Annotated in this window: 1 protein-coding gene; it reads right to left on the bottom strand. The window is 65.1% G+C overall.

Annotated features, from left to right (window positions below; all coding sequences use genetic code 11):
- The coding region (locus JYA52_RS00075) for a BCCT family transporter (protein WP_205651144.1) at positions 1-392 on the bottom strand (392 nt) is incomplete at both ends.

The raw sequence follows: 392 nt of genomic DNA, 5'->3' as shown, positions 1-392 counted from the left end.
CTGACGACGCTGGGCACCAGCAGTACGCCGGTGACGAACTGCCGGATGGTGCGGCCGCGGCTGATGCGGGCGATGAACAGTCCGACGAACGGCGTCCAGGAGATCCACCAGGCCCAGTAGAAGATGGTCCAGCCGGACATCCAGGTGCGCAGTGCCTCGTCTCCGACGGCCTCGGTGCGGGAGGACATTTCCGCCAGGTCCCGGGCGTAATCGCCCACTGCGGAAGGAATCAGGTTGAGGATGAAGAGGGTGGGTCCTGCGACGAAGACGGTGAGGGCCAGGATGACGGCCAGCACCATGTTGATGTTGGAGAGCCACTGGATGCCGCGGCTGATGCCGGAAACGGCGGAGGCGACGAAGCAGGTTGTCAGGATGGCGACGATCCCCACGAG

This window comes from Arthrobacter pascens, assembly GCF_017052465.1.
In the GTDB taxonomy this organism is placed as follows: domain Bacteria; phylum Actinomycetota; class Actinomycetes; order Actinomycetales; family Micrococcaceae; genus Arthrobacter; species Arthrobacter pascens.
Note: the sequence above shows the minus strand (reverse complement) of the source record. Positions and strands in the feature narration are given on the sequence as shown.